Consider the following 26,018-nt stretch of genomic DNA (forward strand, 5'->3'; position numbering starts at 1 on the left):
CACATCGGCGACATTCTGTACGCCAAATTCAAATCCGAGTTCCCCTCCATCGTCGACCGCGTGCAGGTGACCATCTACACCGATGAAGAAAAAGTGCTGGCCATGCGTGAAGAAGCGCGTCAGGCCTACAAGCGCCGGGACGACCGTTTGAAGCAATTACAGGATGAGACAGTAGAAACATTCTATTCCTGTACATTATGCCAGTCCTTCGCCCCCACCCACGTCTGCATCGTGGCTCCCGAACGGGTCGGCCTGTGCGGCGCGGTAAGCTGGCTGGACGCCAAGGCGGCCTATGAAATCAATCCGCACGGTCCCAACCAGCCGGTGCCCAAAGAAGGGCTGATCGACGAAAAGAAGGGGCAGTGGCAGTCGTTTAATGAGTTTATCTATAACAACTCGCAGCGTTCGATCAACAATATGAACCTGTATACAATCATGGAATATCCGATGACCTCCTGCGGGTGCTTTGAAGCGATCATGGCCATGGTGCCAGAATGCAACGGCTTCATGGTGGTCAACCGGGAACACGGCGGCATGACCCCTTCGGGCATGACCTTCTCCACCATGGCCGGCACCATCGGCGGCGGCGCACAGATGCCCGGCTTCATGGGCATCGGCAAATCCTACCTGGCTTCCCGCAAGTTCGTACCCGCCGACGGCGGCCTGGGCCGGGTAATCTGGATGCCCAAATCACTGAAGGAACAGCTGCGGCCGATGCTGGAAGAGGCGGCGGAGGAAGCCGGTTTGGGCAAGGACTTTGTGGATAAGATTGCCGATGAAACGGTGGGTGTCAGCGGCGAGGAAATCCTGCCCTTCCTGGAAGAGAAGGGACATCCGGCGTTGACCATGGATTCCCTGATCTAGTTCTTGACGGATAATCCGGTTAAACAAGGGGTATGATTGCATAACAATCCAGCCACCGGGCCACGGTCGTCATAAACGTGAGCCGGGCGGTGAAAGGTCCGAACAACCTGAACAACGGGTTCAAGCTCACTTGGCAGAGCTTTAACCACCGGCGGCTTGACAATCAAGCGGCCGGGATAGTCTCCTTAGTTTTGCCGGCATGTACGGTCCGGTCAACCGTGACGTGCCGGTTTTTTTCTATTTATTTCCGTGTTTTCGGGAACTTTTTTGTTGTTATTTTCGTCTAAATAAGGTGAACTGTTACAAAATCAAAGAGGAAGTGTGGCGATTTTAGCGAACATATTATAAGCAGCATTTTATTGACAATTTGCAAGAAAATATAACAGGCAGGGGGGAGGAAAAATAATGAACAAAAAGTATATGCGTCTATTACCGATGATACTTCTTGTTTTGTTAATTCTGGTTGTCAATCTGGTTGTGAATAATTATCTGATTTCCAGGGGCCTGGCGCTTAAAGACGGGGGAATTGTGACCCTGGTGGCGGTGGTGAGCTATGTTACAGGGGCGCTGGTGATCGATTACTATCACCGCTGCGACAAGAGTTAAAATTACGAAAGACGGTGGCTGGTATGCGCAAAATATACCTCTGGATTCCGGTTGCCCTCCTGGTTGCCGGACTGGGCTTTGCCCTGTTTTCCGGCATGATGGGAAATATTTTTTTTCCGGTTAAGAAAACGGGTCTGACCGGCGATCAGCGGCCCGCCGGTCAGGTTGGAGCTATAGCCGACCGTTTTGGGAAAAGTGCCGGTCAAGGGAAAAATTTTGACCAGATACATAAGGAACAGCCCGTTGCCAATGGCATTCCGCAACAGCCTGCCGGAAATACGGATCAGTCCGCTTCCAGCCATCAGAATGCCATACCGGCCGCCCATGCCGGTGAGCTTGAAACCGGCCTGCCACCCGCTCAAAACAGCGGCAGCGATGCCGGATCCACCGGATCGGGAAATAGCAGTGACACACCTCCTTCGACGGGACCGGCGGCCCGGGTGATCTGGTCGCTTCCGGTCAGGGAAAGGGCGGTTTTCATCACCATTGACGACGGCTGGTATCCGGACTGGTCCGTGCTCAAAATGATGCAGCAATACCACCTGCCTGTCACCGCCTTTTTGATTGAAGAGGCGGCCCAAAAGCATTTGGATTACTGGCGGGCCTTCTTGTCCGCCGGCGGCGACATTGAGGACCATACCTTTTCCCACCCCAAACTGACCGCTTTGTCTCCCGCGGCGATGGCGGAGCAAATCGACCGGCCGGTTGACTATTACCGTGCGCTGGGCACCCGGCCGGTATTGCTCCGCCCGCCCTACGGCGATTACAACCGCACGGTTTGTCAGGCCGCCTACGCCGGCGGGATCGAAGATGTGGTCATGTGGAACGCGGTGATGGCGAACGGCAGCCTGCAGACATACAACGGGCGGCCCCTGCAGCCCGGCGACATCATTCTCCTGCACTGGGATCCCGGGTTGAATGAGCAGTTGACCAAACTGTTGACCATATTAAAACGGCAACAGCTGGGGGTGGCCGATTTGCGGACGGCACTGACCGATCCGGGTAATCTCAAAGTAGCCAGTCTGGATAAGTTCAGGCCGTAAGGACAATTATTTACTTACCGGCAAAAAAGATAGCAGGGTGGCCATACGGCTGCCCCGCCATCCCCGGCAAAATTCCAGACCAAAATGACGGGAAAGAAGGAGCGGAATGGCTAAATATCATATCCCGGTCATTGCGACAATCGTGGGGCTGCTTTTATTTCTTGCCGGGTGTGGAATCCCGGCCGGTACCAAACCGGCGCCCCCGTCTTCCGGGAATCAAAGCGGTGCGCTTTCCGCTGCTCCCGCTGCCGCAATAGCTGCACCGGCCCATTTTACAGCCTTAGATTTTATCACCCCGGATACCGGCTGGGTGGCCGGATATGACGAGTGGTCACAAACCGGCTTGAAAGGCAATAAATTGCTGCACACGACGGACGGCGGACGGACGTGGGCAACAGCCAATAATGCGCCGGACGGTTCCGTGTTGCAGATTCATTTTACTGATCCGGTGCACGGCTGGATGATCACCTGGAAGGATGCGGACAAGAAAATGACCGTATGGGCTTCTTCTGACGGTGGCAAAACCTGGCGCCGGCAATGGCAGGAGCCCTCATCCCAAATCATGGACAACCTGGCCATGCAGATGAAGACCAAGATATTCTTTTCCGGGTTACAGAACGGTTACATTTTGGCCGGTGGTACCCTCCTGGCCACCACCAACGGGGGCGGTACATGGAAACCGGTATCCTTGCCGGCGAAATTCACGCCGGTGGACATGAGTTTTACCGGCTTCCAAAAAGGTTGGGTGGCCGGACAGGAAGGAACCGGGACAAATGGCGCCGGCAGCCGGCCGGTTGTACTCGTCACGGGCAACGGCGGTCAATCCTGGGAGCGGTCTTTTTCCCCTCCCAATAACGCGCATTATATGCCTTTTTCCGCCAGCCTGTCATTTCCCACTCCTGATGACGGCTGGTTGTATTACAAAGATGATGCGATGAATGGCATTCTTTATCAAACCGTTGACGGAGGAAAACAGTGGAAGCTTGAGCAAACAGCATTAGCCTCCGGGCGCACAGTGGCCGGCGCGATGGTTTTCACTGATTCCAATGTGGGTTGGCTGCCAGTTGATTCCGGGGCCGCGCCCCTGCCCGGCGGTATCCTGATCACCCGGGATGGCGGCCGCAACTGGCAACCGGCCGGTTTCGACAAGGGATGGAGTATTGAAGCGGTGTCCCTCGCCTCCTCCCGGGAAGGCTGGGCAATCGGCGAGTTGCCAAATGTCGGGAACTTTCTGATTCACACCACGGACGGCGGGAAGACATGGCGGCAGTTGCTGCCGGCACTCATACCAACCAGTGGGATCAGTTTTTCTGATCCCGGAAATGGAACCGGTATTGGATTGCCTTCGGATTGGGGAGCGGTGTTACACACTGCGGACGGCGGTAAAAGCTGGACCGAAATAAGCAGTCTCAAAGCAAGGCCGCTGGCCGTATCATTCCCCTTTCCCAAGGAAGGCTGGATCGTGGCTGGAAATCCGGGTGACCGGGAGAGTGTCCTTCTGCACACATCCGACGGCGGGTCCACCTGGAACACTATTGCCCGCCTAACGCTGAAGCCGGATATGCTTGCGCCTAATGAGCCCTATCTCCAGTTCTTCAACCGTCACGAGGGACTGTGGCAGACAACGGACTGGCCGTCCGTAGCCCTATCCGGCACAACAGACGGCGGGAAAACGTGGCAACAACAGGTGAACTTGCGCAGACAGCCGGGGGGCAGCGCTAAAATCACTTTTACCAGTCCGTTGCACGGTTTTGCCGTCATGGAAACGTCGTCCAAAACCGGTCCGGGTCAGCAGGATGGATACAATTTAATGAAAACGGCCGACGGGGGCGGAACATGGACAACTGTCAAACACCTGGATCGCTCGTATTGGGTGCAATGCCTTTCTTTCGTCACCCCGCAGGACGGCTGGATACTGGCGGCACGCAACCCATTCACCAGCCGGCAGCAAAATGAAGTAATGCATACATCCGACGGTGGCGCCACCTGGCAGGAGACTCCTTTGGAATATGACACAGCCAGTGACAGATCAAATTTTGTTCAAATGACCTTCGTCAACTCCAAGGACGGCTGGCTCCTCGTACGGGACGGCATACTGCGTACCCGAGACGGGGGGCGGACATGGCAAAAGTGCCCATAGCCGGGCGTAAAGGCCATCAATGCTGCCATTTACGGTGTTATTCTTTTAAGTAAGCACTTCTGCATATCCAGGAAATATTTTTTTACTAACGGCCATTCTATTTGCTTCACCATCACAGGCATGTTTTCCCTTTCCGCATCATCGAAAAAGGAAAGGCTTTTAATCATATGGTAATAGTTAATATTTATCTTGGGATATTTTTGGGGCAGTAAATTTAATATTTCTTCAAGGTTATACCCGTGCTGGCAGATGCAATATAAATCGATAAAATCCTTGCGTGCTCCCCGTTGGCTAACTGCCGCCCATTTCATTATCGCGATGTCTGTTAGTGAAGCAAGCCGCAACCCGTATACATTATCTATGCTGATTAAAGGTTTTAGCAGAGGGTTTGGATAATAAAGCCAGGTAACCCGTACCCTGTCTATAAAACCATGGAAGGTTCCCTTTTTGGTTTCCGTGATCTTTATCTTGCCTAATGCCGAAAGATCTCGCATTATAATTTCGGGTTCAAACTCACTGGGCGTAAACCAGTCAAAATCGATGGACTTTCTATGGCCCAGTATCAGCGCCAGTGCAGTTCCTCCTGCCAGGTAACTGTCCGGTACCGGCATTATTTCCGCTATTCTTTTTAAAAGAATCTTTCGCGGCCGGTCGAGCGTGTTCCAAAACAAGACATCTCTTCCTCCTTGAGATCAAAATAATTCTGCCAGCACCTGGCGGTCTTTAATGATAATCCCCTGCTCACAAGCACCGCCTCTTTAATTTTTTCTTCGGTGTATGTTTTGAATAGCCAGTTTAGTGATTCTTGATCGCCCTCATTCAGTAATCTTTCGATAATAAAGATGCTATTTTTATTTAAATCCAAATCCCGGATGGAGATATCCCAAAAGCATGGTTTCAACCATCCGGGCACTTTTTTAGACGTATTCATATATAACATCCTGTCGTTAGTTTTAGTTCATTATACCACAAATGGCATCTGAATTCCATCATTTGGTTTTCTCGTTGGGGCTGTTTCTTGTGACCATAAACAGTGTTAATAAAGGATACCATAAAAACTGTCTGTTCGAATTGGCTCCGGACTGGGATGCCCCGGCGTAGAAGCTGAAGAAGAGCAAGTGAACGGAGGATAAGTGAGTTGAAGGAAGAATGTATTATTTTAGACATGCCTTAGTGGGGGGTGGAACCGATGGCTAAGCGTATTGCTTTGATATTGCTGATAATGTTTGCCTTTACCGGCATCGGGTATTGGGTGCACGCCTCCCAATCCGGTTCAAAACCCGCGGCTAAAACCGGCTATCCCGCCGTCGTGGCGGAGGTGGCCGGAAAAAATATTACCGGACGGGAACTGGCTTCTGAAAAGCAATTGATTAAAAACAACTGGGCGAAAATCGGCCGGCCGCAAAGCGATTCCTGGTGTGAACGGGCGGCGCTGAGAACGCTGGTTTTAAATTCCCTGTTGGATTGTGAAGCAAGTAAAAAGGGCATTAAGGTAACGAACCAGGAAGCTTTGAACTACCTTGAAGCCGTTTACGGTAAGATAAAATCGCTAAGCGACAATAACCCGGCCAAAATTTCCTATCTGAAAGATGTTAAATCTTCCGGTTTCACCAGTCCCGAAGAGTATATCCATTCACCGGGAGTGCTGAACGCCACCCAAAAGATACTCGCCAGGACCGGACTGAGGAATCGTCTTTACCAGTCTGGATATTCAGGCACCTGGCAAAGTTATGAAGAACAATTGCTGGATAAGGGTGATTACCGTTTATTTATCAATGTAGATATTAAAAATTTTGTGTATCCAAAAGCACCCGCTAAACAATAAGCATTTGACCATGGTAAATGTTAAAGGGCAGGGTATTTAATGATTGCAGCCCGGCCGGATAAACGGAAATTCAACCGCTATGGCGGAATGGAATAATTTAATCATGCGTCATAAAAGCATGGACCGTGGTGTTATATTGGTAGGATATCTTGATGCGGGGGAGGGGGTTGGTATCCGCTATATCAAATGGCCGCTGCTTTTCATTGTTTTTCTGTTTGCCGGCGGGCTGTATATTTTTATCTTCCATACATACAATCCCGGCAAGATGCAGGCTATTACCAATGATCAGTCGCTTTCCCGGCAGGAACGCTTCGTGTCGGCCGCCGAAAGCCTGCGGGGCGTATTATATGATTATGCTCGCGGCCACCTGGTGAAATACGGCCTGCTTGTCTGTACCGATGTGCCGCGTCTTTGCTACCCGGCAGCCGGCATTAACCTGGAGCGGTTGATGGCCGCCGACTACCGGTTGCATCCGGAACACTACCCCGGTCTGCCCGGCAACGATCCCGGTTCGCCGTATTTTTCCCGGCGGGTGCAAAATATTTATGCGTTTTTCAAGGACACCAACCGGTTGGTCGGCAATTGTTCCACTCCCAAACCGGGTGATACCGTATTTTACGGTCAAGCTCATGTAACCATGGTGGTAAAAGTATACCCCGACCATACCTATGACGAAATCGAAGCCGCGCCCGGTATCGTTTTTACCGCCATTCACCGGCACAAGCCCTGGGCTCCCCGGGATGTGGGCCGGTTCAAACGTCTGGCATTATAGAAACGGGATAACAAGCCTGTTATTCTTGTGATTTCCGGTCGCCGGTAATAGATGTTGAAAAAGTGACCGGCCGGGTTTTACCAAGCCAGGGCCTTAATTTTCTATTTGTGCCCGGGCGCTTTGCGGACGGTCATTGGCCAGCCAGGTCAACAGGGCGGATATGAGCACGATGATGGTGGAAACCCGCAGCGCCTGATCCAGCCCCGCGCTGAAGCCCGCTGCTATGGCGCCGCTTAGTCTTCCGGAAGTGCCCAGGAATACTTTGGTCATGATCTCGAACGGCATGCTTGCCGCCGCCACCACCAGGGCCAGGGCGAAACTCATCACCATGCCGCACTGGCGCAGGGTGGCCAGGGTGGCGGAGGCCACCCCCAGGCGCTGCCGCGGCGCGGCGCCCATCACGGCGCTGGTGTTGGGCGACCAGAAAAGGGCGCCGCCGATGCCCATGATGGTCAACCCGGCAAAAAAGACGGCGTAACTGGAATCCGGCTTCAGGCCGGACAAAATGTAAGTGGCCAGGCCCTGCAGCAAAAGCCCGGCTGTGGCCGGCAGCCTGGCGCCGTGCCGGTCGGCGAAAATGCCCCCGAGGGGACCGAGAACCGATTGCACCACCGGCATGGGCAGGATCATAAGCGCGGCCTTGAACGGGTTTTCCCCCTTGATTCCCTGCAGGTAAAAAACAATCAGAAAAAAGACGCTGAACATGGCCAGGCTCTGCAGCACGGCGGCAAAGGTGCTCAAGCTGAAAACGCGGTTTTGAAAAAGTGCCGGATTAATTACCGGTTGGGGATTACGCTTTTCCCAGAGCAAAAAAGCCGCCGCCGATAGCAGGAATAGGGCGAAAAGGGCCAGGATGGGGGGCGAAAACCAGCCCCAGGACATATTCTGGGTCAACACCAGCAGAAGCGCGGTGATGGCCAGGGAAAAGAAGAGCACTCCCGGCAGGTCCACTTTTTCCCGCCGGGCCGGTTTGGCCAGTTCATGCAGTGCCAGGTAGCCCCAGAGTGTGCCGGCCAATCCCACGGGCAGGTTGATCAAAAAGATTAGGCGCCAGCTGGCCACACTGAGAATCAGCCCGCCCAGCACCGGCCCGATGATGTTGCCCAGCGCCCAGGTAATCGAATTGATCCCCATCGCCCGCCCCCGTTCGTGCGGGGGAAAGGCCTCGGTAATAAGGGCCATGCCGTTGGCCATGAGCATGGCTCCGCCCACTCCCTGCACCAGGCGGAAAATCACCAGTTCCAGGCCGGTATGGGCCAGGGCGCAGAGCACCGAACCGGCGGTGAAAACCAGGAAGCCCAGGTTGTACATGCGCACCCGGCCGAAGAGGTCGGCCAGGCGGCCAAAGGTGATCAGGAAGATGGTGTTCATCAGAATATAGCCCATGAGCACCCAGATGGCGGTGACCATGTTGGTGGTCAGATCGATCATGATGCTGGGTAGGGCCAGGATGACGATGCTGGAGTCTATGGCTGCGAGCAGCGCCCCCAGGGTGACAACCGAAAGAACCATCCATTTATATTCAATTTTGCCGTGTTTTGCTCCGTTCCGGAGCCTATCCGTGCTCATTGGCAGTTCCCTGCCGGCAGGAGGTACTGCCGTACGCGCAAAATTATGCATAGGCCGGGTTGATTGCGGGAATTGTTCAACCTTGATTTACTCCCCTCGGGTTGGATTGGCCGTTTTTTTCTATAACGTTTTCATGCTCATGTCGTTTGTAGCCTTCAAACCAGGTGCAACCCTTGGCTCATCTATATCATAATATAGCATGGCAAATTGTGCAACGCTTTCTTATGACACTTCCGTATGCGCTGGCGCGTGTTGTCCGCCGTGACGCCGCTGTGAAATGGGTCCGCGAACAGTAACCGCCTTTTCCTGCGGGCTTTCCGGCGGGCGGCTGGATTTATCCGCTTGTAGCTGCGGCCCGCCGGGTGAAGCTGAAGACGAAGGGTATGGCCAGTAAGGAGATGGGCGCCAGCAGGTACAGCGCGTTCACCACGCTTAAATGCTGGGCGTAAAGGCCCAACAGACCAACGCCGGCCGAGCCCAGGGTGTTGCCCAGGCCGAGGGCGAGGCCGGAAGCCATGCCCTTGTGCTGCGGAAAAATGGATTGTCCGAGGACCATGGTCACCGAAGCGGTGGAGAACAGCGCCGCCCCCAAGAGGCCGATGCTCACCCAGAGCCAGATGCCGCTGCTGTGCAGGAAGAGCCAGACCAGCAGGGCGGACAATACGGATGAGCCTACAATTACCGGGATAACGCCGATCACATCGGACAGGTAGCCCCCGGCCATGTTGCCCAGGCTGCCTGCCAATAGCATGATGGACAGCATAAAAGCATTGTGGGTGATGTGTCCGTAGCGCAGTTTCCACCAGATTGGTAAAAAGGTGAGCACGGCGGAGGCAACCATGGACCTGATGCCGACAATGGCCAGCAATGATACCAGCCGGCCCCGGTTGGCGTGCAGGGTGGCCAGCAAGCCGCCGGAGTTGGGTTTGCCGACTGTTTTTATTTTCCGGCCGTAAGTATAAAGGGCGAAAGCCAGGAGCAGGCCGGGGATGCTCAAAATCATCAGGCCGGGACGCCCCCAGGTGAGAAAGGCAAAGCTGGCCAGCAGGGGAGCCAGGCCGCGCCCCAAATTTCCCCCGATCAGGAACATGGACATGCCCAGTCCCTTGCGCCGTCCGGTCATCTCACCCACAATGCCCGAGGCGTGGGGGTGGAAGGCGGAATTACCGATGCCGCTGAGCAGAATGAGCAGGAGCAGCATCGGGTAAGTGGGGGCCAGACCGAGCGCCGCCGTGCTCAAGATTGCCCCCAGGGCCAATCCGCCGGTAACGAACCAGCTGCCGCCCACCCGGTCCGCCCACAATCCCATAAATGGCTGCAGGAGTTGGGTGGTCAGGGCGGCCACGGCGGTGATGGCGCCGGCCTGGGCGACGGAAAAATGCAGGATCACCATTAACGAAGGAATGAGCACCGGATACAGGTTGGGGTAGGCATCATTGATCAGGTGAGCCAGGGTGAGCAGGAAAATACTGCCGTAACGTTGCCTGCCCGCCCGTTCCAGGGCCAATGTGTCCGCAGTTGCCATTACATACATTCCCTTCACAAGAAATTCCGGCAAGCCGGAATGGTACCAGGCGGGATTTGGCGTGTGCCGGTCATTTGATCCCCTGCTTTAGCGGAAAGGGGAACTGTTAAATAATTCCGGCAATTCTGCACCGGATGTGATGTCCGTAATCACGTCCAAGTGGAATCCGGTAACCGGCGCTCGCCATTTTGCAAAAATGGCGCTTTTTTGCACGCCGGCCGGAGAAATACCGGTCGATCATTTGCTTGGGGGCATTGGGCGAACTAGGGATCATTCCAGTTTTCCCGGGGTAGTCTGTCATATTCAGCAAGAAAATACTGCAGGTTTTTCAGGCGCGCGGCAATATCTTCCCGCCACCGGGTGAGCTGTTGTCGGCCGGTTTCCGTAAGCCGGTAAATGCGCTTCGGACGACAGGAATCACCGGTTTTCCAGTAGGAACGAACCGCCCCTTCCGCCTCCAGTTCCCTAAGGGTACGATAAGCGGCGCCCGGGTCAAAGCACCAGTTTTTGGCCCAGATGGACTTCAACCGTTCATTGATCGCCGCACCGTACAATTCACCGTCCCGGGCCAGAAATAACAGGATGAATGCCGGCAGGTGGCGGTGCCGTTTGCCGCCGGGCAGCGGTTTATCTTTTCCCTCTTTCATCAAAACCACTCTTTCGTTAAAAGTGTTTAAAACATTATAATGTAAAAGGCATCATTGATCAAGCCCCGCTGCTGACGTTTATTTGCTCATATAAAAGAATATTCCTGGGGGTACTTTGCCCGGCGGCTTACAGAAAGTTAACCGCCGGATCACGCTGTTTTAACTTATCAGGATTATCCTCTCTATAAATTAAACCAGGGGGTGGTAAAACTGGTTCCGAACTGGACGGTTAAGGTTTTCTTTGAGACAATGGCGCCATTTGGGGAAAATTTTTATGTCTGCGGACCGCTCTTTGATGATCCCGTGAATGATTAAACGGAGGTGTGTCTTGGTGATCAGGAAAGTAATGCTGAAAAAAGCACTTGGGCTGATGCTCACCCTGACGGTCTTGTCCTGGCTGGTCAGTCTTGGCCCCGTATACGCGGAGGGCCGGCCGGATTTCAACCTGCCGGGACGGTCGTCCGGGGCCATGGCGGCGTGGAAGGTTGTCGCCGGCCGGCCGGCCGGTCTTTTGGAAAGCCCCGCCGGCCGGTTGCCTGCTCAGATTACATCACTCTCTTCCGCCGTCCTTCCCGACGGTCGGCTTCTCAAACCCTACGGGAAACAGATCGCCGTGGGCGATTTGCCGCTTAACATGGTGGAATCACCGGACCACAAATTGATCGCTGTGGCCAACGCTGGTGCCGGCATCCAGTCGGTGACACTTTTGAGTACCGCCACCGGTAGCGTGATACAAACCATCAAACCGCAATTCCCTGCAAACGGTAAAGAGAACAATGAAATGTATGCAGGAATCGCCTTTACGCCGGACAGTAAGACGATATTCGTGGCCGGCGGCGGGGCGAACCTCGTTTATCAGTTCACAGCGGGGAACAATGGCTTCACCCAAACGGCTACCATACCCGTAGCCGGCTATCCGGCCAGCCTGGCTATGAGTCCGGATGGCAGCACGCTCTACGTGACCGACAACCTGGCCGATTCAATCACCGCCCTGCATTTTACCAACGGCAAGGTGGACAAACAAAACACCATCCCGGTGGGCAAGTATCCCTACGCCATTGCGGTCAGCGCAGATGGCAGCGAGATTTATGTGACCAACTGGGTCAGCAGCTCTCTTTCCATCGTAAATACCATCACCATGAGGCAGACCGGAGAAATTTCGCTGGGGGCACCGGCGGCGCAGGATACGCCGGATACCGGCACGCTGCCCGGTTCCCTGGTTCTTTCCAGGGACGGCAAAACAGCCTATGTGGCCGAGACCGATAATAACGCCATCGCGGTGGTCGATCTGGCCGGCCGTAGCGTCAAAAGGATCAGTGTCAACCCGTATCCCAAGGCACCCTTCGGCATTGCCCCCAACGGCCTGTGCCTGTCGCCGGACGGTAATCGTCTTTATGTCACAGAGGGCATGCTCAACGCGGTGGGTGTTTACAGCTTAGCCGGTAAAACCTGGCTGGGTCAGGTGCCGGTGGGCTGGTATCCGACTGCCGTCCTGGCGGATCCGGTCACCGGCAATATCTTTGTGGCCAACTCCAACGGGATGGGTTCCGGCCCCAACGTCCAGGAGCAGTGGGTAGGTTCAATGATTGCCGGTACAGTTTCCATGTTCGCCAGCCCGTCCGGGTCCAACCTGGTGGAGACAACCGGGACGGTGGTGGCGAATACCGTGCGACGGGCCCGCAGGCCGGCGGGCAGTCCCATCCCGGTTGTTCCCGGAACCGGCCCCATCAAGCACGTTGTTCTTATCGTCCGGGAGAACAAGACCTATGACGAGGAATTCGGCGACATCAAGAACGGCAACGGTGATCCGGCCCTGACCACCTTCGGTGCGGTCTACACCCCCAACAGTCATTCCCTGGCCACCACCTTCGGGCTGATGGACAACTACTACGTGGACGGGGAAGTAACCGCCCAGGGGCATCAATGGGTGGCCGGCGCCGGACCCAACGATTACGTGCAGCGAACCTGGCCGGCTTATTACTCGGGACGGGGCCGCAATTGGGATTCGGGAATCCCCGGCACAGTGAACAACCTTGACACCTATGGCTGGGAACAGAATATTTACGATCCCGACGATGTTGCTCCAATGGCTGGTCCCGGTTCGATGCCGGCGACCTATCCAAAGATGGGCTACCTGTTCAACGATGCCCTGCGTCACAATATCTCCTTCCTGGATTACGGGGAATTCGTGGAGCACGACCCAGTAACCGGTGACGTGCTGCCAGCTATGAAACCGCACATGGTAACCGCTTATCCCGGCTGGAACCTTAAGATACCCGATACGGAACGGGCGGCATACTTTACCAACAACCTCAAGAAAGGAATTCTGCCCCGGTTTTCCTATGTCTTCCTGATGGATGATCATACGGCGGGTACCACTCCCGGTTACCCCAACCCCAACACCGAGGTGGCCAACAATGATTATGCCACCGGTCAGATTATCGACGCCGTCAGTCACAGCAAGTACTGGAAGGATACCGCCGTGTTCGTGGTTGAAGACGATGCCCAAAGCGGCGGTGACCATGTCGATGCCCACCGGTCGATTGTAATGGTGGCCAGCCCCTATGCGAAGCGCCATGCGGTGATCGATACCCATTATGACCAGATGAGCGTCCTGAAGACAATCGAATTGATTACCGGCATGACCCCCCTGACGGTGAACGACGCCTATGCCACGCCCATGTGGGATGTCTTTACCTCCAAACCGGACTTTACGCCCTTTAACCTGAAAGCAGAAGATCCGGGTACTACCAGTTGGCTCGGGAAGGATATAAACACAAGCTCGACCGTGGACGCGGCCTTGTCCCGGGCGAGCAACATGACCCAACCGGAAGACACTGCGGGCGAGACCCCGGGTAATGTGCAGCGCAAGATCCTGGACGATTACGCCAAGTCGTTGCAAACGCAAAAATAACTGTATTTATAACCCTCACAAGACTGGACGGGGGAAAGTGGTGCCGGTCCGGAAATCTTTCCCGGACCGGCACCCTTTTTTGTTCGAACCGGCGCCCGGGGCGTGTTTTATCCGGAAAAATCCGGCCCGTCCCGGCAAACTTTTTCTTGCCACCGGCGGAAAAAAGTTCTATACTGAAGTTAATCAAATAATCCTCGTTAGGTGAGGCTTCTGCATAGAGCACACGCCACTGCCCGGAAATGTCGAGAGACACCAACTGGGTTAACAGGTATGGCCGGATTAAGGCTTTACTTAATGTGGCTGAGGCTTTATACAGTCTCTAGCTATGTACGTGCCAAAGCTCGGACGAGTGGGGAAGACAGTGTTTTTTGTCATGGAAAAGAAAGCTTCCCTGCTCAACGGGGAAGTTTATTTTTTGTGGAATGATATTCCGACGGGAGGTGGTTTTATGGACGCCGGACCTGGTGATAGTAGCGGTAGTTTGATGGGCAAAATTAATCCGGTTGTCCGTACACTCCTTTTGCAGGAGGGAACGGCAATCCGGAGATAAAAGGAGGGATTGCCGGTGGATCAGGTCAAAGTGCTGGGTGAATTTTTCTTCAGTCAGGTACAGGGCAGGCCGATTTATGACGGACGGGGCCGGATTGTGGGCCGCCTGCGTGATATGACCGTCCGCTGGGACGGCATTTGCCCGCGGGTAACCGGTATCAAATACGCCCCGGGAGTGCAAAAGCATATCAGCATCGGCCAGATTGAACATTGGGATGAAAGAGGTTTGCGGCTGAAGGGAGAGTTGGTGGAAAGCGATCTGGCAACCTTGCAGGCGAATGAAATTTACGCCGGCAAGTGGCTGTTGGATAAACAGATCATCGACCTGAAAGGCTCGAAGCTGGTCCGGGTGAACGATATCAAGCTTTCCTGGGTGCGTCACCAGGAGACCTACGACGTTATTTTGCTGGCCGTGGATATCGGCCTGCGCGGCCTGTTCCGGCGCATCGGGGCGGAGTTCCTGGTTAAAAAAAGGGAGCAGCATCTGGTGGGCTGGCAGTATATCAAGCCGCTGGAAGAATGGACGGCCAATCTGCGCCTGCGCCGGGAACAGGAAGGGCTCAGCCAGCTGCATCCGGCGGATATCGCCGATATCATTGAGGACCTGGATCATCAGGAACGCACCGGTTTCATTGACCGCCTGGATGACGAAACGGCTGCCGAAGCGCTGGCGGAAGTGGATCTGGACACTCAGGTGGAAATCATTGAACGTATGGACAGCGGGCGGGCCTCCGATATTCTGGAGGAGATGCCCCCCGACGAGGCCGCCGACATCCTGGGCGAACTGCCGGAGGAAAAATCCCGGGAGTTGCTTGAACTGATGGAACCGGATGAGGCCGAAGATGTACGGGAATTGATGGAATACCCGGAGGATACGGCCGGCGCGCTGATGACCACCGAGTACATTGCCTTTCCGGCCGGCATGACCGCCGGGGGGGCGATCAACCGGTTGCGTGAACTGGCGCCGGCGGCGGAAACCGTCTATTACCTGTATGTGGTTGATGAGCAGGAGGTTTTGCAGGGTGTGATCTCCCTGCGCGATCTGATTATCTCTCCGCCGCAGGCCGCTCTGGGCGGGTTTATGCGCACCAGGGTGATCAGTGTGAATCACCATGACGATCACCGCAAGGTGTTGGACGCGGTGGCCAAGTACAACCTGCTGGCCGTGCCGGTGGTGGATGACCGGGGCGCAATAATGGGCATTATTACCGTGGACGACGTACTCGAAACGCTGGTACCGGACCGTAGCGGCCTGGACAGCTTTTCCCACTTCATGCTGCGCCGCAAGCCGGGACGGGGGTGGGGAGCATGACGGCGTTAAAGAAAAGCAGTCTGGTGCGCAACCTGTTTATTTTTCTGGCCGTGGTCGGTCCGGGCATTGTCACGGCCAATGTGGACAATGACGCCGGGGGCATCACCACCTATTCGGTGGCCGGAGCCACATACGGTTACAAGCTGCTCTGGGTGTTCATCCCGATGACCCTGGCCCTGATCGTGGTGCAGGAAATGAGCGCACGCATGGGGGCTGTGACCGGCAAGGGTCTGGCCGATCTGATCCGGGAGCGTTACGGGGTGCGGGTGATTCTATTTGTCATGCTGGCACTGGTTTTTGCGGATTTAGGCAATACCGTTTCCGAGTTTGCCGGGGTGGCCGCCAGTACTGGAATATTCGGGATCAGCAAGTATATTTCCGTGCCGTTGTCCGCGCTGTTGGTTTGGTGGGCCGTGCTTCGTGGATCGTATAAGCAAGTGGAGCGGATATTCCTGGTTGCGTCCGCCCTTTACCTGTGTTATATCATTTCAGGTGCGATGGCTCATCCCCCCTGGGGACTTGTTTTGAAACAGATGGTTACCCCCAGCTTTAGTCTAAACAGTGATTATCTGGCAATGATTATAGGTCTGATTGGTACAACTATTGCTCCCTGGATGCAATTCTACATTCAGTCGGCAGTAGTGGAAAAAGGCATTACAGTGGATCAGTACAAACATTCACGGATGGATGTCATTCTCGGTTGCTTTATGACCGATCTGGTGGCCATGTTTATCGTTGTAGCCTGTGCGGCTACGCTTTACGCGCACAGCATTCACATTGAAACAGCGAAAGACGCGGCCATAGCACTGGCTCCTTTGGCCGGACGTTGGGCATCCATTCTTTTTGCGCTTGGTCTATTGAACGCATCCATTTTTTCGGCTTCCATACTGCCACTGGCTACAGCCTATTATATCTGCGAGGCTTTGGGTTTCGAGGCGGGTATTGATAAATCATGGAATGAGGCGCCGGTATTCTACTGGCTGTATACCCTTCTGGTGTTCATTGGGGCGTGTGTGATTTTAATCCCCAATTTGCCGCTGATTCAAGTTATGCTCTGGTCGCAGGTGATCAACGGCATACTGCTGCCGTTTATTCTGGTTTTCATGCTCAGTTTGATCAACAATCCCGATATCATGGGACGTTATGTCAACTCACGCAGTTTTAACGCTGTGGCCTGGCTGACCACAGTAATCATGATCGGTTTGACCCTTCTGCTGGTGGGCATTTCCCTTTTTCCCGGCCTGCTCGGCTAAAACCCGGGGTGCCGGCGCCCCCACTCCGGGGAGTACACCGCCTGTTGCCAGCGTTCGCTTTTGATCAGTAAAAGCATTTTGTAATGCTGCACCAGCAGGTGGTGAATGCCCGTGCCCAGCACCAGGATAAACAGGATCAGCCCGCCGGCGGCGTAGGGGAACAACCTCACCTGGGCATCGGCCGGGGTATACACCCGGCCGAAACTGTCCCGCCAGGCATGCAACTCGTAGGTGTCCGGATCCTGTTCGATGATTATATGACGCGACGGGTTGAACCGGTGGGGGAAAAAGCGCTCATCCATATAATGCAGCCCGGCCCAGAAAAAGAGCAGGCCGGTTAAAGCGATCAGCCAGGCGAGCCGGGAAGCGTATGCGGCCGCATCCCGTTTTTCCCCGGTTGTAAGCAGGCTGTCCAGGTTTAACCGGCCGGGCCGGCCGCCTTTTTCAACCGGCAAGGGTTTCGTTTTCATATGCACCATCCTTTATGGTTCTGAGGTAAATGTGAAATGTGGTGCCCCGGCCCACCTGGCTGTCCACTTCAATCCGGCCGTCGTGAGCACGGACGATCTCATAGGCGATGGCCAGCCCGAGGCCGATTCCCTTTTCCCGGGTGGAAAAGAAGGGGTCAAACAGGTGTTTTATGTTTTCCTCCGGTATGCCGCAGCCGGTGTCAGTAACAGCGATTTCCAAATCGTCCGTTTCCGGGCGCCAGGCGGTGGTAATGGTCAATGTGCCTCCGTCGGGCATGGCCTGGCAGGCATTGAAGACGATGTTCATCATCACCCGCTCCATCTGGTCGGGATCCATCCAGGCCATAGGCAAATCCCGGCCCAGGTTTTTGACCAGGGTGAACCGGGTCAGGTGAATTTCGGTAAAGAACTGCAGCACCTTTTCCACCAGTTGATTGAGATCATGACGGGCAAATCTGGCCTCGGCCGGTTTGGAGAAATAGAGCAACTGCGAAACCAGCGATTCTAGCCGGACCACTTCCTCGTAAATAGTGCGGATGGATTTTGGCGACGGGTTGTTGGTTTTCTGCCAGAGCTGAATGTAGCAGCTGATTGAGGTAAGCGGGTTGCGAATTTCGTGCGCCACCCCCGCCACCAGCTTGCCCAGGGCGGCCAACCGCTCCTGGTGGTGGGCGCGCTCTTCCAGGTGCAGGCGCTCAGTGACGTCCCGGCAACAGAGAACCGCGCCGATGATATTTTGCTGGTGGTCCAGCATGGGAGCCGTACTGACCAGCAGTTGCACCGGATTCTGTCCGGACGGGTGATAAGGGACGAGCAGGTCCTTTAATGATTCTTTTTCAAGCAACGTTTGGGCCAGCAATTGAGGGAAGGGCGAGTCCGCCGGGAAGGCCTGCCGGTAGTCCAAATCCGGCTGCCCGGTGAGCAGTCCCAGCATCCGGGCGGCCGCATGGTTGGCGATGATCACCCGTCCGTCCGGATTCACCACCACCAGGCCGTCGTCGATGGTGGCCATCATACTTTCGTTGTATTTATTTACTTCCACCAGCCGGCCGGCCAGTTTGTTCACCGCCCGGCTGATTTCACCCAGTTCTCCTTGTGGTTCGGGGAGTTTTTGATACATGTCGGATTCAAGGTTTTTCACCCCCTGCTTGATCCGGTTAACGTTGAATACAAAGTTCCGGATCAAAAGCAGCGTGCTCCCCAGGCCGAGCAAAATACCAGTTGCAATGGCGATGTAGGCGTTGCGCTCGACATTTTGCACCCGCCGGTAAAAGTTGGTTTGGGCCATGTTTTCGTAGGCCCAGACCAGTCCTTCCAGTTTTCCGTTACGGTAAATGGGCTTGTAGGTTTCCAGCATGCCGGCCGAGGTCTGGCCGATGGTCTGCACCACCATTTGGCGGCGTTCAAGCGCCTCCTGAAAGAGGACTTTGCGCCGGTGCGAAAAGTTTTCCTGGTAGTTTTCGCTGCCGTCCAGCATGGCATCCAGCGACAGGGAATAATAACCCATTTCCACCCGCGGATAGTTGGCGCTTACCTGTTTGATATTTGTATTTAAAATCTGGTTCAAAAGGCGGATTTGTTCGCTTCTTGGTTTGCTGTCCATCCGGTTTGTCCGCAGAATATCAGTGAAGCCGCCTTTCATACTGCCGTCCAGTTCATCCAGCGCCCGGGACAGTTTGGCCTTCTGGTATTCCACCAGGGCGAATTCGCTGTTCTGAATGACATGCAGCATATATAAGGCGAGCAACACCGGAAAAAGCAGCAGCACGGTAATCAGCACCAGCAGCTGGTTGCCCAGGGTATGAGAGCGAAGCATGCCGGAACACCCCTTCATGGTCTTCTAACATGACTATACTATCAACTGCCTGCGCTGTCCACCGGTAAAAGGTACGCGACAAGGAAAGGCCCTTTGGGGAAAGGGCCTTGAAGTAGAGGAGTAAGGGCTCCCCTGTTGCAGGCAAGGTGTTCTCACGCACTCCGGCGGGCGTGCGCTTCCTCCAGTTTCGATGCCCTGGTCAGAGCCTTGAAGAGCCAGGAGAGGATCATCAGACAGCCGGCGGCCGCGCTTCCGTACATGATGACATTGCTGCCACTGAGCAGGCTATCCTTTAATGTTGCAGACATGCTGAGCACATTCAGTTCCTTCAGGTAGGCCGGTATGGCCACGACCCGGCTGAAAGCCACCACGCCAACGATGACGGCGATAACCATTTTGATCTGGATCTCCTTGACCACCTTGGTGGTAATGGCGCCGATGTACAGGCCGAGCAGCGAACCCAGGTAGAGCAACAGTACCAGCCGCAGGTCCACATAACCGCTCAGTGCGTACTGGAAGGCGCCCCAGGCCCCGGAAAAGATTGCCATCATCAATTCGGTGCCGGCGGCAATCATGGTTGGCACGCCAAGCAGGTAGATCATGGCCGGGACGCCGATGAAACCGCCCACGCCGATGGTACCGGCCAGGTATCCGGTGGCGAAACCGACCAGCAGCACCAGCCACAGGGTGACCCGGCAATTGGCCACTTTAAAATGGATCATTGGCGGGATGTTCATTTTGGCTATCCGCTGCGCCAGCGATAATTTTCTGGCGTCCTGCGCCTTTGGATGCCTGGTGCTGTTGATGTCCCTGGTCATGCTGAAACAAACCAGAGACAGGACAATTACATAGGCCAGACTGATATACAGGTTGGAACCGGCCGCACCGAACAGTTCAAAAATCTTCTTGTTCAGCATGACTGCGCTTTGTGTGCCGGCAAACAGGGCGACGAACATGGATACGGCCAGCCTGGCGTCCACGTTGCCCATGGAGGCGTGTTTTTTGGCGCCGACCATGGCCTTACCGAATTTATGAGTCAGGTTTGAACCAACCGCCATGATACCGGGTACGCCCAGTCCCATCATGCCGGGAGTCATGATGAAGGCACCGCCGCTGCCGATGAAGCCGCTCAGCAGCCCGCCCATAAAACCCAGGCCAATCAGTGACAGGGTGTTCTTCGGAGTCAGGGAAATCAGTTTGATTGCCTCGTGTACGACGGGCATTGCTTCTCCAGCCATGTATTATTCCCCCCTTTGAACTGCTTTCAGGTGGTCAAGCTTCCTTTCCATGGACTTGAGCAGGTAGCCGACGGTGTTGCCCCACAAAAAGGCCACAGTGACTACAATGGCCAGTACGATAAAGGCCGGCAGGATGGATTTGGCAAAAACAATATGATTAATAGTGCCGATAAACCTGAAGGTGAGCATGTAAACCGCCAGCGTGGCGACGATAAAAATCAACGGTTTAAGCAACCCTTTGTTTTCTCCTCTGGTCATTTTTCCCGTCTCCTTTGCTATCAAATTTTCCTTGGACAACAACATCCCCCATTACCCCCTTCCATTTGAAACCGGATGCCTCCGTGAATCTAGAGGCTGCCGTGAGTAACAAAAGTGATTACCGGCGGATTTAAGGAAAGTTCCCGCAATCACTTTTTTCTTGAACCACCTCCCTGACAAAAGCTCCATATCGCTGCGGTGTTATATGCTTTGTTGAAAGTGCAAGGTTTGTGCCAAAGGGAACAAACGGGGGTGGAAAAAGTTTGTGGCGGGCCCGGGATGCAGGCGTGGTGCGGGTTAAAAGGTTAATTATCGATTTCAACGGATATATACAGGCGGGAATGGATGTGCCGGCAGGCACAAGATCCGGCTGCTGTTGACCTGATCCTGAACAGGCGGCTGTACAGAAACTGGGCAGAACAGAGGTCGGAAATCAGAGGTTGGATGTCAGATGGGAGATGTCAGAGTCCGGAGGCCGGAAGGAGCGTTGAGTAGATGCACAAGCAAGAGGCCGGGTGCAAGAAAGCGGAAATTTGGGGAATGAGGCGGAAATAGCGGATAGACACCCATATCGGAGGTGCGGTAACTTTTCTGACTTCCGACCTCCGACGACTGACCTCTGCTATATGCCGGGGATGATCTCGTCAATGGCCCGGAAAACGTCAATGGTGCGCAATATGCCGGTCACCTTGCCGTCTTCCAGTACGGGCAGGGAGTTGACCTGGTGGGTGAGGAGCAGGTGGGCGGCCTGTTTCAAGGTTTGCCGGGCGTTAACCGTGGCCAGCTCCAGCGGGCGCATGATATCCCGTACACGTACACCCGCTCCGGTCTGCATTTTTTCCATGAAGTACCAGCCCCAGGATTCGGCCTTGATCCAGATGTCATCCGTGAGATCCTTGAAGCCCACGGCGCGCAGCAGGCTGCGCAGGGTGAGCAGGCCGGCCAGGCGCCCCTCCCGGTCGAGCACCAGCACCGAGTAATGGCCGTGCCAGGCGCGTCCCTCGCGGTGGAATGAGCCGCGCAGGGCGCTGATGGCTTCCCGTACGGTGGCTTCCCCGGATACGGTCGAATAATCGCTGACCGGCACCATCACATCCTTAACCAGCAATGACATACTAATCCCCTCCCGGGTAAAAGTCAATCGCTGAGCAGTTCGCCGATTACCTGGAAGACATCAATGGTACGCACAATGCCGGTCACCCGTCCTTTTTCCAGCACCGGCAGGGAGTTTACCCGGTGGGCGACCATTTTCACGGCAGCCTGAAAAACCGTTTCTTCGCTTTCCACTGTGGCCAGGGTCAGGGGGCGCATGATGTCTTTCACGCGTAAACCGCTGTTTTTTTGCACCCGGTTGGCGTAGTACCAGCCCCAGGAAGAACCCTTGAGTTGGGAATCATGGCGCAGTTCGGCCAGTTCAATCGCCCTGAGTAGGGAGCGCAGGGTCAGCAATCCGACCAGTTGCTGTCGGTGGTCGAGCACCAGTACCGAGTGAAATCCGTACCACACCCGGCCTTCCTGGTGCAGTGATTCCCGCAGCGCCCTGATGGCTTCGGCCAGTGGAGCTTCAGCCTGCACGGCGGAGTAATCGCGCAGGGAAACCATGATCTCGCGCACGCGGCGGTCGCTGGGCATAACCGCACCCCCCGGTTTTCGAGCAGTTGTAAACATGTCAGGTGGTGGCCACGCGATAAGAAAGCCGGCAGGAATCGTGGGCGTGGCCCTTTCAGGTTGGATCGCGGCATTGTTCAAGAAATTATTCCCAACTCGCGCATCTTGGCGTAAAGTGAACTACGGCTCATCTTCAGTGCCTGGGCGGCCGCCGAGCGGTTCCAGTTGTGCTCCTTGAGCACGTTTAAAATGACCTGTTTTTCCACGTCGGCGATGATTTCTTTAAAAGACATGTCCGCCCGTTCGGTACGCAGGTTGATGTCCTCCCGTTGCGCCTGGATGCCCAGGGGCAGTTCCTCAATGGTGATCAGCGGTCCGGTGGACATGAGCACCGCACGCTCGCAGACGTTGCGCAGTTCCCGGATATTGCCCGGCCAGTTGTATTGCATCAGCAACTTCATGGCCCGCGGGGAGAAGCCGCTTACTTTCTTGTGAAACTCCCGGGCAGAGTTTTTGACGAAGAATTCGGTCAGGTGGGGGATATCCTCTTTTCTTTCCCGCAACGGCGGCACCCATATTTCCACCACATTCAGCCGGAAAAACAGGTCTTCCCGGAAAGCGCCCTCCTGGATGGACTGCTCCAGGTTTTTATTGGTGGCGGCCACGATGCGTACGTCCACTTTAATCGTTTCGGTGCCGCCCACCCGCTCGAATTCTTTTTCCTGTAAAACGCGCAGCAGTTTGGCCTGGGTGGCCGGGCTCATTTCACCGATTTCATCCAGGAAAATCGTGCCCCGGTCGGCCAGTTCGAACTTGCCCGGTTTGCGTGTGCCGGCGCCGGTGAAGGCTCCTTTTTCATAACCTAGCAATTCGGATTCCAGCAACGTTTCCGGGATGGAAGCGCAGTTGATTTTTATAAACGGCCGGTCCTTGCGCGGACTGTTCAGATGGATGGCTCGGGCCACCAGTTCCTTGCCGGTGCCGCTTTCCCCGCGGATGAGCACGGTCACATTGCTGTCCACAATCCGGCCGATCGACTTGTATACCGACTGCATGGCCGGGGATTGGCCGATCATGATCTCATTGGTGAGGTCCTGACCGTTGCCGTGTTCTTCTGTACTCATTTTGGACACCAGCGCCTGGGTATTGACCGCCTTTTGCACAATGGCCAGCAGTTCATCCAGTTTGAACGGCTTGGTGATATAGTCGAAGGCGCCGAGCTTCATTGCCTTGATGGTGGTTTCAGTATTACCGTAAGCGGTGATCAGGATGATCGGCAGGCGCTGCCCTTTTTCCCGCACCGTCTCCAGCACTTTTATACCGTCCAGGCCGGGCATGCGAATATCCATCAGCACCGCGGCCGGGTTCAGGGCGGCCATCTTTTCCATGCCTTCCGCGCCGTCCGCGGCGGTGGCCACTGCGTAGCCGGCCGTTTCCAGCACGTCGGTCAGCGCCTGGCGCACGCTGGCTTCATCATCCACTACAAGCACTAACGGGGGCATGCGTCTCCTCCTTTCGCTGCAGGTAAATGCGGAAGGTGGTGCCGCGGTTGACGCGGCTTTCCACCTCGATATTGCCGCCGTGAGCCTGGATAATCTCGTGGGCGATGGCCAGTCCCAGGCCCATTCCCTTTTCCCGGGTGGTGAAGAACGGTTCGAAAATATGCCGCATATTTCCGGCCGGAATGCCACAGCCGCTGTCGGTGAGGGTAACCAGCAGCGAATCGCTGGGCCGGTCGTAGGCCGTTTCCACCTCCAGCCGGCCGCCGTCGGGCATGGCCTGGCAGGAGTTGTAAATGACGTTCATCAACACCCGCTCGATCTGGTCCGGATCAATCCAGGCCGGCGGCAGGTCCGGGGCCAACCGGGCATGAATTTCCGGCGGCTGCCGGTACACCTCCCGGAAAAAGCGCAGCACCTTTTCCACCACCCGGTTCAGCTCGTAAGGAACAAAGCGTGATTCGGCCGGGCGGGCAAAGTAAAGCAACTGTTCCACCAGTCCCTCCAGCCTGGTGACTTCACTGTACATGGTGGCCAGCGCCCGCGGAGAGGGTTTGTTGGTTTTTTGCCAGAGCTGGATATAGCAACTGATCGAGGTGAGGGGATTGCGGATTTCATGGGCCACCCCGGCCACCAGCTTACCCAGGGAGGCCAGCCGTTCCTGGCGGTGCACCCGGTCTTCCAGGCGCATGGTTTCAGTGACATCCCGACAGTAGAGGACCGCTCCCACTTTATGTTGCCTGCCGTCGGTGAGCAGGGCGGTGCTGGCCAGCAATTGCGGTGCGCCGGCGCCCGGTTTGAAATCCTTGTACTGCCTTCCTGTTTCCAGGGTGTTTTGTAAAAGCCCGGTAAATGGGGAACCGGATGGGAATATTTCATTGAAATGCCGGTCCTGGCAGTCCGGGGGAAGTTCAAATATTCTGGCGGCGGCGGCGTTGGCAATGACCACCCGTCCGGCGGCGTCCACCACCAGCATGGCGTCGTCAATGGTGGCCAGCATCAACTGGTTGTATTTATACACATCGGTCAGCCGCTCGGCCAGACCGTTGATCGCGCCGGCAATTTCACCTAGTTCGCCGGGCGCTTCCGGCAGGCGGCGATCCAGGTCGTATTGCAAAGTCTGCAGCCCTTCCTTGATCCGCTGTACTCCTTTGACAAAGCTGCGCATAAGCAAAAGGGCGCCGCCCAGGGCGAAAAAAATGACCAGCGCCGCCGCGGCGTAGGAGTTTATCTCCATCTGCCGGATGCGATCGTAAAAGCTGGTATGGCCCAGGTTTTCGGTGGCCCAGATCACTGCTTCCAGCTTGTCGTCCCGGTAGTATGGACGGTAGATTTCCAATACGCCGGAAGAGCCATGGCCGATGGTGTGTACCACCGTGTCCTGGCGGGAGAGCACTTCTTCAAAGGCGCTCTTGTAACGGGGTGGAATGTTTTGCCGGTAGCCGCTGCTGCCGTCCAGCACCAGGTTCAACGAGGGCAGATAAAAGCCCACCTGCACCCGGGGATATTTACGGCTGATCTGATTGATTGGTTCGCGTAAAGCTTGATTGAGCACGGCGGCCTGTTTGTCCCGGGGCGCAGTCAGCGCCCGGTTGTTGCTCAAAATACCGGTAAAGCTGGTGTGCATGCTGCTGTCCAGGTCGTCGACGGCCCGGTTCAGTTTGGCCTTCTGGTTTTCCACCAGGGCCAGTTCGCTGTTGTTCATGATGCTGACCATGTACAGGGTCAGGGCAACGGGGAAGAGAAGCAGCACCAGCATCATGATCAGCAGCAGGTTGCTTAATTTTTTGGCACGAAGCATGCTTTCCACCTCTGTACGGCAGAGCCGGTTCAAGTCCCGGGGCCGCCCGGGCGGCCGTATTGCTTGCACAAACGGCAATACTGCGTAGTTACGCCGGAGGGTTCGAAGGTGAACCTGCTATCCATGTCTTACAATACGACTATACTACGTTGCTGTGTCCGTGTCCACCGTCTGCCGCCTGAAAACAAGTTGGGAAATATTAAAATAAAGAAAATTTTGAAAACCCCAAAAAGACCCGCCGGGAGCGGGTCTTTAAAAAATTGTTCGCTAATTTTTATGCCGGTAATGGCCGTTCTTAAACGGCGGCTT

At 55.3% G+C, this 26,018-nt stretch carries 21 protein-coding genes, 1 pseudogene and 1 riboswitch; of the genes and pseudogenes, 9 read left to right on the forward strand and 13 right to left on the reverse strand.

Going from position 1 to position 26,018, the window contains the following annotated elements; all coding sequences use genetic code 11:
- From A6M21_RS12565 to A6M21_RS12585, 4 genes and pseudogenes are all read left to right on the forward strand, one after another.
- A pseudogene (locus A6M21_RS12565) lies at positions 1-864 on the forward strand (acetyl-CoA decarbonylase/synthase complex subunit alpha/beta); the annotation flags it as partial.
- A gap of 405 nt (positions 865-1,269) precedes the next feature.
- Positions 1,270-1,470, forward strand: a complete 201-nt coding sequence (locus A6M21_RS12570; RefSeq protein WP_066669331.1) for a hypothetical protein — start codon at positions 1,270-1,272, stop codon at positions 1,468-1,470.
- Positions 1,471-1,493: 23 nt separating this feature from the next.
- On the forward strand, positions 1,494-2,513 hold the full coding sequence (locus A6M21_RS18000; protein ID WP_078060628.1) for a polysaccharide deacetylase family protein: 1,020 nt from the start codon (positions 1,494-1,496) through the stop codon (positions 2,511-2,513).
- Positions 2,514-2,619: 106 nt separating this feature from the next.
- On the forward strand, positions 2,620-4,653 hold the full coding sequence (locus A6M21_RS12585) for a YCF48-related protein (protein ID WP_066669337.1): 2,034 nt from the start codon (positions 2,620-2,622) through the stop codon (positions 4,651-4,653).
- A gap of 29 nt (positions 4,654-4,682) precedes the next feature.
- On the opposite strand, the gene A6M21_RS12590 is transcribed toward A6M21_RS12585, so the two are convergent.
- Both A6M21_RS12590 and A6M21_RS12595 read right to left on the reverse strand, forming a co-directional pair.
- The gene (locus tag A6M21_RS12590) at positions 4,683-5,324 is read right to left on the reverse strand and encodes a nucleotidyl transferase AbiEii/AbiGii toxin family protein (protein WP_066669339.1); all 642 of its coding nucleotides are present in this window, start codon (positions 5,322-5,324) and stop codon (positions 4,683-4,685) included.
- Positions 5,282-5,584 (reverse strand): DUF6922 domain-containing protein, encoded by a 303-nt coding sequence (locus A6M21_RS12595; protein WP_066669340.1) that lies wholly within the window; start codon positions 5,582-5,584, stop codon positions 5,282-5,284. Before A6M21_RS12595 ends, A6M21_RS12590 begins: the two co-directional genes overlap by 43 nt.
- 258 nt (positions 5,585-5,842) lie before the next feature.
- Between A6M21_RS12595 and A6M21_RS12600 the strand changes: the two genes are divergently transcribed.
- Together A6M21_RS12600 and A6M21_RS12605 are read left to right on the forward strand one after the other, a co-directional pair.
- Positions 5,843-6,478 (forward strand): SurA N-terminal domain-containing protein, encoded by a 636-nt coding sequence (locus A6M21_RS12600; protein WP_066669341.1) that lies wholly within the window; start codon positions 5,843-5,845, stop codon positions 6,476-6,478.
- A 136-nt stretch (positions 6,479-6,614) separates the two neighbouring features.
- Positions 6,615-7,250, forward strand: a complete 636-nt coding sequence (locus A6M21_RS12605) for a DUF1287 domain-containing protein (RefSeq protein WP_161486061.1) — start codon at positions 6,615-6,617, stop codon at positions 7,248-7,250.
- A 93-nt stretch (positions 7,251-7,343) separates the two neighbouring features.
- Here A6M21_RS12605 and A6M21_RS12610 read toward each other — a convergent pair whose 3' ends face one another.
- The 3 genes from A6M21_RS12610 to A6M21_RS12620 all read right to left on the reverse strand — a co-directional run bounded on the left by A6M21_RS12610 (position 7,344) and on the right by A6M21_RS12620 (position 10,991).
- Positions 7,344-8,819 carry an MFS transporter gene (locus A6M21_RS12610; RefSeq protein ID WP_066669343.1) on the reverse strand — a complete coding sequence of 492 codons (1,476 nt, stop codon included), beginning with the start codon at positions 8,817-8,819 and terminating at the stop codon, positions 7,344-7,346.
- 334 nt (positions 8,820-9,153) lie between these two features.
- Positions 9,154-10,344, reverse strand: a complete 1,191-nt coding sequence (locus A6M21_RS12615; RefSeq protein ID WP_066669344.1) for an MFS transporter — start codon at positions 10,342-10,344, stop codon at positions 9,154-9,156.
- 263 nt (positions 10,345-10,607) lie between these two features.
- Entirely contained in the window at positions 10,608-10,991 is a 384-nt protein-coding gene (locus tag A6M21_RS12620) for a PadR family transcriptional regulator (protein WP_066669345.1), read from the reverse strand.
- 331 nt (positions 10,992-11,322) lie between these two features.
- Here A6M21_RS12620 and A6M21_RS12625 point away from each other — a divergent pair, with 331 nt between their 5' ends.
- From A6M21_RS12625 to A6M21_RS12640, 3 genes are all read left to right on the forward strand, one after another.
- Positions 11,323-13,905 carry a bifunctional YncE family protein/alkaline phosphatase family protein gene (locus A6M21_RS12625; RefSeq protein ID WP_161486062.1) on the forward strand — a complete coding sequence of 861 codons (2,583 nt, stop codon included), beginning with the start codon at positions 11,323-11,325 and terminating at the stop codon, positions 13,903-13,905.
- A gap of 186 nt (positions 13,906-14,091) precedes the next feature.
- A riboswitch (M-box (ykoK) riboswitch) is annotated at positions 14,092-14,266 on the forward strand.
- Between the two features lie 204 nt (positions 14,267-14,470).
- Positions 14,471-15,766, forward strand: a complete 1,296-nt coding sequence (locus A6M21_RS12635; RefSeq protein WP_066669382.1) for a magnesium transporter — start codon at positions 14,471-14,473, stop codon at positions 15,764-15,766.
- Positions 15,763-17,019 carry an Nramp family divalent metal transporter gene (locus A6M21_RS12640; protein WP_066669349.1) on the forward strand — a complete coding sequence of 419 codons (1,257 nt, stop codon included), beginning with the start codon at positions 15,763-15,765 and terminating at the stop codon, positions 17,017-17,019. The genes A6M21_RS12635 and A6M21_RS12640 overlap by 4 nt, the downstream gene beginning before the upstream one ends.
- Here A6M21_RS12640 and A6M21_RS12645 read toward each other — a convergent pair.
- The 8 genes from A6M21_RS12645 to atoS (A6M21_RS12680) all read right to left on the reverse strand — a co-directional run bounded on the left by A6M21_RS12645 (position 17,016) and on the right by atoS (A6M21_RS12680) (position 25,742).
- Positions 17,016-17,489, reverse strand: coding sequence for a hypothetical protein (locus tag A6M21_RS12645; RefSeq protein WP_066669353.1), 474 nt, complete (start codon positions 17,487-17,489; stop codon positions 17,016-17,018). The two genes, A6M21_RS12640 and A6M21_RS12645, sit on opposite strands and share 4 nt — an antisense overlap.
- Positions 17,464-19,305 (reverse strand): two-component system sensor histidine kinase AtoS, encoded by a 1,842-nt coding sequence (gene atoS / locus A6M21_RS12650; protein ID WP_066669355.1) that lies wholly within the window; start codon positions 19,303-19,305, stop codon positions 17,464-17,466. The genes A6M21_RS12645 and atoS (A6M21_RS12650) overlap by 26 nt, the downstream gene beginning before the upstream one ends.
- Positions 19,306-19,457: 152 nt before the next feature.
- On the reverse strand, positions 19,458-20,543 hold the full coding sequence (locus A6M21_RS12655; RefSeq protein ID WP_066669357.1) for a sulfite exporter TauE/SafE family protein: 1,086 nt from the start codon (positions 20,541-20,543) through the stop codon (positions 19,458-19,460).
- A 3-nt stretch (positions 20,544-20,546) separates the two neighbouring features.
- Positions 20,547-20,801, reverse strand: coding sequence for a hypothetical protein (locus A6M21_RS12660; RefSeq protein ID WP_151191933.1), 255 nt, complete (start codon positions 20,799-20,801; stop codon positions 20,547-20,549).
- A 622-nt stretch (positions 20,802-21,423) separates the two neighbouring features.
- Entirely contained in the window at positions 21,424-21,915 is a 492-nt protein-coding gene (locus A6M21_RS12665; protein WP_066669360.1) for a CBS domain-containing protein, read from the reverse strand.
- 23 nt (positions 21,916-21,938) lie between these two features.
- Positions 21,939-22,433: a CBS domain-containing protein gene (locus A6M21_RS12670; protein ID WP_066669361.1), complete on the reverse strand. Its 495-nt coding sequence runs from the start codon at positions 22,431-22,433 to the stop codon at positions 21,939-21,941.
- Between the two features lie 113 nt (positions 22,434-22,546).
- Positions 22,547-23,911, reverse strand: coding sequence for a sigma-54-dependent transcriptional regulator (locus A6M21_RS12675; protein WP_066669362.1), 1,365 nt, complete (start codon positions 23,909-23,911; stop codon positions 22,547-22,549).
- Complete coding sequence (gene atoS / locus A6M21_RS12680) at positions 23,883-25,742, reverse strand: two-component system sensor histidine kinase AtoS (RefSeq protein ID WP_078060636.1); 1,860 nt, start codon at positions 25,740-25,742, stop codon at positions 23,883-23,885. Before atoS (A6M21_RS12680) ends, A6M21_RS12675 begins: the two co-directional genes overlap by 29 nt.
- Positions 25,743-26,018 lie beyond the last annotated feature (276 nt).

The sequence above is a fragment of the Desulfotomaculum copahuensis genome (genome assembly GCF_001655685.1).
Classification (GTDB): Bacteria; Bacillota; Desulfotomaculia; order Desulfotomaculales; family Desulfovirgulaceae; genus Desulfotomaculum_G; species Desulfotomaculum_G copahuensis.

What these genes read in the sequence shown, in the direction of transcription:
- A6M21_RS18000 (WP_078060628.1), top strand. Translation starts at nt 1,494, where the DNA reads ATGCGCAAAATATACCTCTGGATTCCGGTTGCCCTCCTGGTTGCCGGA.
- A6M21_RS12675 (WP_066669362.1), bottom strand. Translation starts at nt 23,911, where the DNA reads ATGCCCCCGTTAGTGCTTGTAGTGGATGATGAAGCCAGCGTGCGCCAG.
- A6M21_RS12570 (WP_066669331.1), top strand. Translation starts at nt 1,270, where the DNA reads ATGAACAAAAAGTATATGCGTCTATTACCGATGATACTTCTTGTTTTG.
- A6M21_RS12670 (WP_066669361.1), bottom strand. Translation starts at nt 22,433, where the DNA reads ATGCCCAGCGACCGCCGCGTGCGCGAGATCATGGTTTCCCTGCGCGAT.
- A6M21_RS12665 (WP_066669360.1), bottom strand. Translation starts at nt 21,915, where the DNA reads ATGTCATTGCTGGTTAAGGATGTGATGGTGCCGGTCAGCGATTATTCG.
- atoS (WP_066669355.1), bottom strand. Translation starts at nt 19,305, where the DNA reads ATGCTTCGCTCTCATACCCTGGGCAACCAGCTGCTGGTGCTGATTACC.
- A6M21_RS12620 (WP_066669345.1), bottom strand. Translation starts at nt 10,991, where the DNA reads ATGAAAGAGGGAAAAGATAAACCGCTGCCCGGCGGCAAACGGCACCGC.
- A6M21_RS12615 (WP_066669344.1), bottom strand. Translation starts at nt 10,344, where the DNA reads ATGGCAACTGCGGACACATTGGCCCTGGAACGGGCGGGCAGGCAACGT.
- A6M21_RS12655 (WP_066669357.1), bottom strand. Translation starts at nt 20,543, where the DNA reads ATGGCTGGAGAAGCAATGCCCGTCGTACACGAGGCAATCAAACTGATT.
- A6M21_RS12595 (WP_066669340.1), bottom strand. Translation starts at nt 5,584, where the DNA reads ATGAATACGTCTAAAAAAGTGCCCGGATGGTTGAAACCATGCTTTTGG.
- A6M21_RS12660 (WP_151191933.1), bottom strand. Translation starts at nt 20,801, where the DNA reads ATGACCAGAGGAGAAAACAAAGGGTTGCTTAAACCGTTGATTTTTATC.
- A6M21_RS12585 (WP_066669337.1), top strand. Translation starts at nt 2,620, where the DNA reads ATGGCTAAATATCATATCCCGGTCATTGCGACAATCGTGGGGCTGCTT.
- A6M21_RS12645 (WP_066669353.1), bottom strand. Translation starts at nt 17,489, where the DNA reads ATGAAAACGAAACCCTTGCCGGTTGAAAAAGGCGGCCGGCCCGGCCGG.
- A6M21_RS12640 (WP_066669349.1), top strand. Translation starts at nt 15,763, where the DNA reads ATGACGGCGTTAAAGAAAAGCAGTCTGGTGCGCAACCTGTTTATTTTT.
- A6M21_RS12600 (WP_066669341.1), top strand. Translation starts at nt 5,843, where the DNA reads ATGGCTAAGCGTATTGCTTTGATATTGCTGATAATGTTTGCCTTTACC.
- A6M21_RS12610 (WP_066669343.1), bottom strand. Translation starts at nt 8,819, where the DNA reads ATGAGCACGGATAGGCTCCGGAACGGAGCAAAACACGGCAAAATTGAA.